Annotated in this window: 8 protein-coding genes; all 8 read right to left on the bottom strand. The window is 60.0% G+C overall.

What is annotated here, in order from left to right:
• Window positions 1–111: 111 nt before the first annotated feature.
• The 8 genes from BK667_RS28155 to BK667_RS28195 all read right to left on the bottom strand — a co-directional run bounded on the left by BK667_RS28155 (window position 112) and on the right by BK667_RS28195 (window position 10218).
• Window positions 112–1041 (bottom strand): LysR family transcriptional regulator, encoded by a 930-nt coding sequence (locus BK667_RS28155; protein ID WP_123599536.1) that lies wholly within the window; start codon window positions 1039–1041, stop codon window positions 112–114.
• Window positions 1042–1203: 162 nt separating this feature from the next.
• Window positions 1204–2070, bottom strand: a complete 867-nt coding sequence (locus tag BK667_RS28160; RefSeq protein ID WP_123516059.1) for an ABC transporter permease — start codon at window positions 2068–2070, stop codon at window positions 1204–1206.
• Between the two features lie 20 nt (window positions 2071–2090).
• Complete coding sequence (locus tag BK667_RS28165; protein ID WP_123516061.1) at window positions 2091–2951, bottom strand: ABC transporter ATP-binding protein; 861 nt, start codon at window positions 2949–2951, stop codon at window positions 2091–2093.
• A gap of 5 nt (window positions 2952–2956) precedes the next feature.
• The gene (locus BK667_RS28170) at window positions 2957–3982 is read right to left on the bottom strand and encodes an ABC transporter substrate-binding protein (RefSeq protein ID WP_123516063.1); all 1026 of its coding nucleotides are present in this window, start codon (window positions 3980–3982) and stop codon (window positions 2957–2959) included.
• Between the two features lie 17 nt (window positions 3983–3999).
• Complete coding sequence (locus tag BK667_RS28175) at window positions 4000–4887, bottom strand: TauD/TfdA dioxygenase family protein (protein ID WP_123599537.1); 888 nt, start codon at window positions 4885–4887, stop codon at window positions 4000–4002.
• A gap of 422 nt (window positions 4888–5309) precedes the next feature.
• On the bottom strand, window positions 5310–6677 hold the full coding sequence (locus BK667_RS28185) for an HlyD family type I secretion periplasmic adaptor subunit (RefSeq protein WP_123516067.1): 1368 nt from the start codon (window positions 6675–6677) through the stop codon (window positions 5310–5312).
• Entirely contained in the window at window positions 6667–8823 is a 2157-nt protein-coding gene (locus BK667_RS28190) for a type I secretion system permease/ATPase (protein ID WP_123516069.1), read from the bottom strand. The genes BK667_RS28185 and BK667_RS28190 overlap by 11 nt, the downstream gene beginning before the upstream one ends.
• Window positions 8824–8865: 42 nt before the next feature.
• The gene (locus BK667_RS28195; protein ID WP_123599539.1) at window positions 8866–10218 is read right to left on the bottom strand and encodes a TolC family outer membrane protein; all 1353 of its coding nucleotides are present in this window, start codon (window positions 10216–10218) and stop codon (window positions 8866–8868) included.
• Between the last annotated feature and the right edge of the window lie 147 nt (window positions 10219–10365).

Raw genomic sequence — 10365 nt, forward strand, 5'->3', positions numbered from 1 at the left:
CCCTGAATACAACCCTGTGGGAGCGAGCTTGCTCGCGATAGGGCCATCACTCCAACATTACCGCTGACTGACACACCGCTATCGCGAGCAAGCTCGCTCCCACAGGGGACTTCAGTCGCTTGAGGTTGGCTGTGCAGCCAACCAAGTCTCATCGCAGCACGCCTTGAGGGTTTCGCGCATCCAGCGGTGCGCCGGGTCTTTGTCGTAGCGAGGATGCCAGGCCTGGGTCAGCATCAGCATCGGCAACGGAATCGGCAGGGTGAATGAGCGCAGTTTCAAACCCAGGCGCCGCACGCTCAGGAGCGCTTCCTTGGGCACCGGCAGCAGCAGGTCGGAATCGGGCAGGGCAAACTTCGCCGCATGGAAACTCGGGGCAATCACCGCCACCCGCCGCTCCAATCCCAAGGCTTCCAATGCCGTGTCGATCGGCCCACGGGCGATCCCGCGTCGGGACATGCTGATATGGGAAAAACCGGCATAGCGCTCGGCGGTGATTTCTTCGGCAAACAGCGGATGATCTTCCCGGGCCAGGCCGACGAAGTGGGTGGAGAACAGGTTCTGGATCTTCACTTCCGGCATCGACGGGCGATTGTTGCTGACGCTCAGGTCGATCCGCCCTTCGCGTAGCGCCTCATCATCGCCATCGCCTTCCGGGACAAAACGCAGTTCACAATGCGGGGCCTGACGCTCCATGGTGTCGAACAACTTGCCGCCATACACACCGACGAAAAAATCATTCGCGCGAATGCTGAAGCGACGGCGCAAGGTGCCCAGTTCCACCACATCAGCGGAGCGGAACAACAGCGCGGCTTGCTCCACGACATCGCGCACCTGCTCGCGCAACGCTAATGCCTTGGGGGTTGGCACCAGGCCACGTCCGGCGCGCACCAGGATCGGGTCGCCGATGGCTTCGCGGATGCGGGTCAGCGTTCGGCTCATGGCCGCCGGGCTGAGGTTCATCCGCCGCGCGGCGCCCACCACACTGCCCTCGTCGAGCAAGGCGTCGAGGGCGACCAGCAAGTTCATGTCCGGGAGTTGCATGCTGAGCACTCTTGGCTGATCAGGATTGATTCAGGCGCAATGCTAGCAGCGAATCCACCCCGTAGGAGCAAAGCTTGCTCGCGATGAACGATGACGCGGTCTACCTGATACTCCGCGGCGTCTCAATCGCGAGCAAGCTTTGCTCCTACGGGGTGTGGTGTTTTAGCGCTGCATCCCCCAGCGCTTCACCGTCACCCGCTCCAGCGTGTCGAACACCAGGTTCTCCACCAGCAACCCAATCAGAATCACCACCGCCAACCCGGCAAACACCTTGTCGGTGTACAGCTCATTACGATTCTGAAAAATGTACCAACCCAACCCGCCCTTGCCGCTGGTCGCACCAAACACCAACTCGGCCGCGATCAACGTGCGCCAGGCAAACGCCCAGCCGATTTTCAGCCCGGCAAGAATCGACGGCAGCGCCGCCGGAATCAGGATGAACAGCACGAAACGCATGCCCTTGAGGCCATAGTTGCGACCGGCCATGCGCAGGGTTTCCGACACGCCGAGAAAACCGGCATAGGTGTTCAAGGCCAAGGCCCAGAGCACCGAATGCACTAACACGAAAATCAAGCTGTTCTGCCCCAGCCCAAACCACAGCAGCGCCAGCGGCAACAGCGCAATCGCCGGCAACGGATTGAACATCGAGGTCAGCGTACTCAGCAGGTCACGACCGAACTGTGTCGAAACCGCCAGCGTGGTCAGGGCAAAGGCCAGGACAATGCCGATCAAGTAACCCTTGAGCAAAACCACCAGGGAAATCCACACCTTGCCCAGCAACTCACCACTGAGCAGGCCGTCGTACAACGCGCTGGCGGTTTGCAGAAAACTCGGCAGCAGCAGGTCGTTGTTCTGAATTCGAGCGACGACTTCCCACAGCACCGCCAGCAATATCAGGATCAGGCTTTTACGAACCCAACCCTGTTGCCATACACGCTGGCCAAGGGGCAATTCTCGCTCCAGCGGTACACTCGTCAGGGGCTCTAATACGGTTTCGAATTCTTTACGCGCAGATGACAACTGGCTCATCGGGCAATCCTCTCAATGGCTCAATAAGCGATGCGAATGTCAGCGAAATCCAGCTCGCGCTCGGTTTCCGGGGACTGGCCTTCATCGAACAACAACCGGTGAATTCGCCGCGCCGATTCCTGGAACGCCACGCCACCCAGACTGTGCAAGTCGTATTGATGGCTGTGGACTTCCGCCCGCACCCGACCCGGATGCGGCGACAGCAGCAGGATGCGATTGCCCACCACCAGCGCCTCTTCGATGGAATGCGTCACGAACAACAGCGTGAAGCGCACCTCTTCCCAGAGCAGCAGCAATTCTTCCTGCATCTTGCGCCGGGTCAGTGCGTCGAGGGCGGCGAAGGGTTCGTCCATCAGGAGGATTTTCGGCTGCATCGCCAAGGCCCGAGCAATCGCGACTCGCGCCTTCATGCCGCCAGACAAGGTGTGCGGATAGGCATCGGCAAACGCCGCCAACCCGACCTTGTCCAGATAATGCAGCGCCCGTTCTTCGGCCTCTTTACGCTTGAGGGTTTTCGAGGCCAGCAGCGGAAACATCACGTTCTGCTTCACCGTTTTCCACGGCGGCAGTTGATCGAACTCCTGGAACACCACGATTCGATCCGGGCCCGGCGCATTGACGGTTTGCCCCTGAAGACGAATCTCGCCCTCGCACGGCTGGATGAACCCGGCCACGGCCTTGAGCAACGTCGATTTGCCGCACCCGGACGGGCCGAGCAGCACAAAGCGATCCGCCGGATCAATTTCGAAACTGACCTGATGGGTGGCCCGAACCACCCGCTGCGGCGTGCGGTATTCCAGGCTGACTTGATCGACAGACAGCAATGCCTGGGTTGCTGAGATCGGGTTGCTGGCCGTGTGGCCTTGCAAAGGGGCGTTCATGTCGATCAGCTCCCTTGCAGCGGTTTGGCGTCCTGGAAGAAGTAGTCCTTCCACGAATCCGGTTTGTTCTTGATCGCGCCGACGCGGTAGAGAAATTCGGCCAACGGGTAGGTATTTTTCGGAGTGACGCTGAATTCGAACTGCGGGTTGTCGATTATTTTCAGCAGCGCCGCGCGGTCGATTTTGGCCTTGGTCACGCGGATGTAAGTGTCCGCCGCCGCGCCTTTATCGTTCTGGGCGAATTGCGCCGCTTCGGCCAGCGCCTCGACGAACGCCTTGTAGGTTTTCGGGTTCTCGTCGCGGAATTTTTCGGTGGCGAACAGCACCGTCGGCGAGTTCGGGCCGAGCAGGTCATAGGTATTCAGCACCACGTGCACGTTCGGGTTTTCCAGTGCCTGATCCTGGAACGGCGGGTTGGAGAAATGCCCGGTCAACTCGGTGCCGCCCGCGATCAGCGCAGCGGTAGCGTCCGGGTGCGGCAGAGCGATGGTGTACTTGTCGAGACGATTGAATTCCTTGTCGCCCCACTGCTTGGCGGCCGCGTATTGCAGGAAGCGCGACTGCACCGACACCCCGACCGCCGGCACCGCGATGCGGTCCTTCTCGGTGAAGTCGGCGATGGTTTTGACCTTGGGATTGTTGCTCACCAGGTAGTACGGGAAGTTGCCCAGGGAAGCCACGGCTTTGACGTTTTGCTTGCCGTGGGTGCGGTCCCAAATGGTCAGCAGCGGACCGACGCCGGCCCCGGCAATGTCGATGGAACCGGAGAGCAGCGCATCGTTGACCGCCGCACCGCCGGAGAGCTGAGTCCAGTCGACCTTAATGTCGATGCCTTCCTGCTTGCCGTACTTCTCGATCAGGTTTTGATCGCGGACCACGTTGAGCAACAGGTAAACAATGCCGAACTGCTCGGCGATGCGGATTTCACCCTCGGCCTGGGCCACGGTCGGCGCCACCAGGCTGCCGGCGATCAGGCTGAAACCCAGGCCGATGGCCGCGGCCAGCGGTGCCAATGAAAGACGTTTGGACATGATGAATCTCCGACAAATCAGAAAGGCGCGTCGCCCTGGATGGTGGTGCGAAACAACTTGCGGCGCAGGTAGCTCGGGCAACCGGCGGCAAGGTGAATCAGCGAACGGTTGTCCCAGAACACCAAATCGTGGGGCTGCCACTGATGGCGGTAGATGTTTTGCGGCAACACGCTGTGGGCGTAGAGCTCGGCCAGCAGTTGCTGGCTCTCATCTGTAGGCAGGCCAACGATGCGGGTGGTGAAACCTTCGCTGACGAACAACGCCTTGCGGCCGTTTTCCGGGTGAGTGCGCACGATCGGGTGCACGACTTCGGCGACCTGGGCCAGTTGTTCCGGGGTCAGGGTCGGGCGCCAGTTGCCTTCGAATTTGGTTTCGCTGTAACGCGCGGTGTAGGAGTGCGCGGCGGATCGGCCTTCAACGGCTTTACGCAGTGCGTCGGGCAGGCCGTCCCAGGCTTTGTGCATGTCGGCGAACAGGGTGTCGCCGCCCTCCGACGGTAGCTCCTGGGCGTGCAGCATCGAGCCCAGACTTGGCAATTCTTTATAGGAAAGGTCGGAATGCCAGAACTTGCCGGCATCACCGAGGCCGACGGAGACGCCGTTTTCGATGATGTTAGACACGATGAGAATTTCCGGGTGGCCGGCCAGCAGGAATTGTTTGAGCACATGGATTTGCAACACGCCGAAGCGGCGGCTGAAGTCGATATGCTGGTCGGGGGTAATGCGTTGGTCGCGGAAGACAACGACGTGATGATCCAGGTGTGCGCGGTGGATGCGCGCGAAATCCTGGTCATTGATCGGGCGGGACAGGTCCAGGCCGATGATTTCGGCACCGACGGCGCCGCTGAATGGGCGGATGTCGAAGGTTTGCGGCGCGATGCTTTGAGATGCAGAGACGGCTGACATTTAAATCACTCCCACGCACGGCACGCTCAAGGGCGCGCGCGTCGATCAGAAACTCACGGAGGTCCCGTGTTGGTTCGTGTCGTGCGGCGCGCCGAATGGTCGGCAGGTACGCAGGAGAGTGACTTTATAGGTATAAGAATTGAAATTTAAATACCGTTAGTGAATAACGATATACCACCGATTGTTCCCACACTCCTGCGTGGGAATACATCCCGTGACGCTCTGCGTCATAGTGGACGCGGAGCGTCCATGGCGGCATTCCCACGCAGAGCGTGGGAACGATCAGTAAGTGGTGTTTTTGAGGACGGCTTCGCGGGCAAGCCTCGCTCCTACAGGTCCGCGTCGTACACACATGATGCGAACGACACAAACCTTGTAGGAGCGAGGCTTGCCCGCGAAGAGGCCAGAAGCAGCACCGAAGACTATCGCTCGTGCAAAGCCTCAGCCCGCGCCCGAATAATCGGCTTGAGCAAATAGCTGAGCACGGTCTTCTTGCCGGTAATGATGTCCACCGACGCCACCATCCCCGGAATGATCAGCAACGGCTTTTCATCCGTCCCGAGGTGACTGCGGTCGGTACGCAGCTTGATGATGTAGTACGTGGTTTTCTTGTCTTCATCGGTGATGGTGTCGGCGCCGATCTGCTCAAGCTTGGCTTTGAGCCCACCATAAATGGTGTAGTCGTACGCGGTGAATTTCACCGTCGCCTCTTGCCCCGGATGCAGGAACGCGATGTCTTGCGGGCGAACCTTGGCTTCCACCAGCAAGGTGTCGTCTAACGGCACGATTTCCACCAGGTCGACGCCCGGCTGAATCACGCCGCCAATGGTGTTCACCAGCAGCTTGTTGACGATGCCGCGCACTGGCGAAGTCACCAGCGTGCGGCTGACTCGGTCTTCCAGCGCCTTGCCGGTGGCCTGGGCCTTGTTCAGGTCGGTGCGGGCTTCGTTGAGTTGAGTCAGGGCTTCGCTGCGGAATTTGCCGCGGGTTTCGTCGATCTTGCGCTGCACTTCCTTGATCGCCGACTCGGCGCGAGGAATCGCCAAGGTGGTCGCGTCCAGTTGCCCGCGGGTTTCCACTTCGGCGCGTTTGAGTCGCAGCACTTCCACTGGTGACACCGCGCCCTGAGCCACCAGCGGCTCAGACATGTTGATTTCCTGGCGTTGCAGCGCCAGGCCATTGCGGTACTGGGACTGTTTGGAGGTGAATTCGCGCAGCTCTTGTTGACGCTGGATCAACTGCTCCTGCAAGCCACCGATTTCATCGTGCAACTGCTGACGACGGCTGGTGTACAGCGACTCTTCGCTGGCAGCCTGGCCTGGAACGGCTTTGAGCACATCGGCCGGGAAATTCAGCGGACGGTCATCGACCTCGGCGCTCAAGCGCTCGACCCGCAGCAGCATCGACAGGCGATCTGCTTCGGTTTCGCCGACGTTGGAGGCGAACCGCGTGTCGTCCAGGCGAATCAGCGGTGCGCCGGCCTCGACGATCTGCCCTTCCTTGACGAACAGTTCGGAGACGATACCGCCCTCAAGGTTCTGGATTTTCTGGATCTTCGACGACGGAATCGCCTTGCCGTCGCCCTTGGTGACTTCGTCGATGACGGCGAAGTTGGCCCAGAGCATCAGGAACACGAAAAAGCCGATGATCGCCCAGATGGTCAGCCGCACCACGCGCGGCGCATCTTCGATCAGCGCTTTGTTCACTTCCGGCAACGGCTGGCCTTGCAGCGACGCGGAGCCCTTGAAGTAACGACGGACAGAGTCCTTGATACCCGACTTAAGCAACACTGATCTGCCCCTTCTTCAACGCTTCCATCACGGCGGCTTTCGGGCCATCGGCGAGTATCTGGCCACGGTCGATCACCAGCAGGCGATCCACCAGCGACAGCAGCGACGCCCGGTGCGTCACCAGCACCACGGTTTTGTTTTCGACCACCGCCGCCAGGCGTTGCTTGAGGCGTTCTTCGCCGGTGTTGTCCATCGCGCTGGTCGGTTCGTCGAGCAGCAGGATCGGCGGATTGAGCAGCAGCGCACGGGCCAGGGCTACGTTCTGGCGCTGGCCACCGGACAGGTTCTGCCCGCGCTCGCCCACTTGCAGTTCATAACCTTGCGGGTGCAAACGGGCAAATTCGTGCACGCCGGCCAGTTCCGCGGCTTGCAGCACCAGTTCATCTTCTACATAGCGCGCACCGGATACCAAATTGTCACGCAGCGTACCCGCGAGCAATTGAATGTCCTGGGGCACGTAGCCGATGTTGTGGCGCAATTCGCTGACATCGATCTGACGGATATCAACGCCATCCACCAGCAAGGCGCCGTCGTCCGGTTGATAAAGGCCTACCAGCAATTTGGCCAGGGAGCTTTTGCCCGAGCCGCTGCGACCGATGATGCCGATTTTTTCGCCAGGCTTGATCACCAGGTTGATGTTCTTCAGCGCCGGGTTCTGCTGGTTCGGGTAGGTGAAGTTCAGTTGACGGCACTCGATGGCGCCTTGCAGCACCTTGCGGCTCAGTGGGCGCTCGTCGAAATTGCGCTCTTGCGGCAATTCCATCATCTGGTCCACCGAAACCATCGTCACCTTCGCTTGCTGGTAACGGGTCAGCAGGCCGGACAACGAGGCCAACGGGCTGAGGGCACGGCCGCTGAGCATGTAGCAGGCAATCAGACCGCCCATGCTCAAGTGACCGTCGATGATCTGGTACACGCCGAAGACGATCATGATCACCCCGGCCAGTTGCTGGATCAGCAGCGTGATGTTCATCGCCAGGCCGGAGAGCATTTTCACCCGCAGCTCGAGGCGGCTGAGGGTGCCGATGGTCTGTTCCCACTGGTACTGACGCTCACTTTCAGCGTTGTTGACCTTCACCGCATCGAGGCCGGCGAGGGTTTCAATCAGGCTCGACTGACGCTCGGCGCCGAGGGCCATGGTGCGTTCCATGGTCGCCACGAGTGGCTTTTGCAGCGCGTAGCCGATCAACAGCGCAATCGGGAACGCCAGCACTGGAATCCACACCAGATGCCCGCCGAGGATCGCGATGACCAGGAAGATCAGCAGGGTAAACGGCAGGTCGATCAGGCTGGTGAGGGTCAGCGACGCGAGGAAATCCCGCAGGCTCTGAAATTCGTGGATATTCTGGGCGAAGCTGCCGACCCGAGCCGGGCGGTACTTCATGGACATGCCGACAATGCGCTCGAACAGCGTGGCCGAGATGATCAGGTCGGTTTTCTTGCCGGCCAAATCCAGGCACAGGCTGCGCAAGCTCTTGAGGATCAGGTCGAACAGGTAAGCGCCGGTAATGCCGATCGCCAACACCCACAGGGTCGATTCCGCCTGGTTCGGCACCACGCGGTCGTAGACGTTCATCACGAACAGCGGCGCGGCCATGGCGATGATGTTGATCAGGAAACTGGCGGCGATGGCGTCGGCGTACAGCCAACGCGAACGCTTGAGGGTGTCACGGAACCACGAACGCGCACGGGGGATCAGCGTGCCGTGGTTGACGTCGAATTTGTGTTGGGGTTGGGCGAAGAACACTTTGCCGATGTAGTCGTCGGCCAGCAGTTCGCGGCTGACGACACTTTCGCCGCCATCGGTTTCGCTGAGCAGCACGCGGGCCTGGTCGTCGCCCTGCCAGCCAAGCAGCACGGCACTGCGACCGTCCTTGAGCAGCAACAGCGCCGGCATCGCAATCGCCGGAATATCTTCCAGCTTGCGTTGCAGCACCCGGCCTTGCAGACCGGCGCGAGCGGCTGCGCGGGGCAGCAACTCGACGCTCAGGCGTTGCTTGGGCAACGGCAGGCCGGTGGTCAGCATCGCGGCACTGGCCGGTTTCTGATGCAGCGTGCACAGGGCGAGCAGGCCATCCAGTAACGGATCGTCGTGCAGCGCGCGTGGATCATTAATGAGATGAACTCGACTGACTTCTGATTCCACGCTCGGCACTCTTGGCTAACAATTGAACAATGAAGGTCCTGCTCAATTCATGCCGGGCAATTGGACCTTTGGCTTCACGTCGTTCTGCACAACGGATGCCAACGGTGCGACCACTCCCTGGCTCTTGAGCAACTCGCCCATGGTCGCCTTGATTCGGTACTGAGTAAATAACTGAATGTTTTTGATGTCCGCCAAACGACGGGACGCAGTAAACAGTTCGTTTTCACTGTCGAGCAAGTCGAGCAAGGTGCGCTGGCCGAGGCTGAACTGCTTCTGATAAGCCGTGCGCACGGCGGTGCTGCGATCAACATATTGCTGGGCGATCGGCACTTGGGCGTTGGCGTTGTTCAGGGCGTTCCAGGCCAGGCCCAGCTCTTCGTTCAACACGCGCAAGGCGTTGTTGCGGATATCCAGCGCCTGGTTGGACAGGTAGGACTTGGATTCCAGGTCCGCCTTGTTGCTGCCACCGGCGAACAGGTTGAAGCGCATGCGCAGCATGGCCTGCCATTCGTTGCTGTGGCCATTCTGGCCGTCGACATCGTTGTCGGCAGAGCGACCCAGTTCGGCGTCAAAACGTGGGTAGAACGAAGACTTGGCGGCTTCGTACTGTTTTTCCGCCGCGGAAATATCGGATTCGGCAGAACGCAGGATCGGGCTGTTTTCCAGCATCTGCGAGCGAGCTTCATTCAAGTTGGCCGGCAGCAGTGCCAGGAACGGCGCAGGACGCTCGAGCTGATCGGGCATCTGGCCCACGGCGCTGAGGAAGTTGGTTTCGGCGTCGGCCAGGTTGGTCTGTTCGGTGATCAGGTTGTTGCGGGCCTGGGCCATACGGGCTTCGGCCTGATCAAGGTCAGCACCGCTGCCTACACCGCGGGAGGTGCGCAGTTTGATCTGGTCGAAAATCCGTTCGTGGCTCTTCAGGTTTTCTTCGGCCAGGCGCACGAATTCGCGACGGGTCAGCACATCGAGGTACACCTGGGCCACGGTCAGCGCGGTGCGCTCCGAAGTTCCCAGCAGGGAATAGGCGCGGGAGTTAACGGTGGCTTGTTGACGCCCCACTTCGCTGGACGTCGCAAAACCGTCAAAAACCATTTGCGACAGACGCAAACTTGACTCGCTGCGGTTCAGGGTTTCCCAGTGATTGTTACCGGTATCGGCACGGGTGGTGACGTTATCCGTGCCTTCACGACCATAACCGCCCAGCAGATCGACCCGTGGCAGGTATCCACCTTTGGCGGCCTTTAACTGATAATCCGCGGCCAATCGACTATTGACCGCAGCCTGGATCTCCGGATGGACATCCAGCGCTTGTTGCATGGCTTCAGGAAGGCTTTGAGCTTGGACAAAACTAGCGGCGAGGGCGAAAGGTAAGGCCTTGAACAAGTAGGAACGCATGTAAGAAATATCCCAGAACTTCTTGTCTTGAGTCACAGCAAATAGGGGCGCTGCGTCGGATGATGGCAACCGGAATGACCGTATGTCGGAAAGTTCAAAACAGGAACTGGATCACACGCTGTAGGACAGGTCGCCGCTTAAATATCA

Source organism: Pseudomonas frederiksbergensis (assembly GCF_003732705.1).
Taxonomy (GTDB): domain Bacteria; phylum Pseudomonadota; class Gammaproteobacteria; order Pseudomonadales; family Pseudomonadaceae; genus Aquipseudomonas; species Aquipseudomonas frederiksbergensis_F.

What these genes read in the sequence shown, in the direction of transcription:
- BK667_RS28165 (WP_123516061.1), bottom strand. Translation starts at nt 2,951, where the DNA reads ATGAACGCCCCTTTGCAAGGCCACACGGCCAGCAACCCGATCTCAGCA.
- BK667_RS28170 (WP_123516063.1), bottom strand. Translation starts at nt 3,982, where the DNA reads ATGTCCAAACGTCTTTCATTGGCACCGCTGGCCGCGGCCATCGGCCTG.
- BK667_RS28175 (WP_123599537.1), bottom strand. Translation starts at nt 4,887, where the DNA reads ATGTCAGCCGTCTCTGCATCTCAAAGCATCGCGCCGCAAACCTTCGAC.
- BK667_RS28195 (WP_123599539.1), bottom strand. Translation starts at nt 10,218, where the DNA reads ATGCGTTCCTACTTGTTCAAGGCCTTACCTTTCGCCCTCGCCGCTAGT.
- BK667_RS28160 (WP_123516059.1), bottom strand. Translation starts at nt 2,070, where the DNA reads ATGAGCCAGTTGTCATCTGCGCGTAAAGAATTCGAAACCGTATTAGAG.
- BK667_RS28155 (WP_123599536.1), bottom strand. Translation starts at nt 1,041, where the DNA reads ATGCAACTCCCGGACATGAACTTGCTGGTCGCCCTCGACGCCTTGCTC.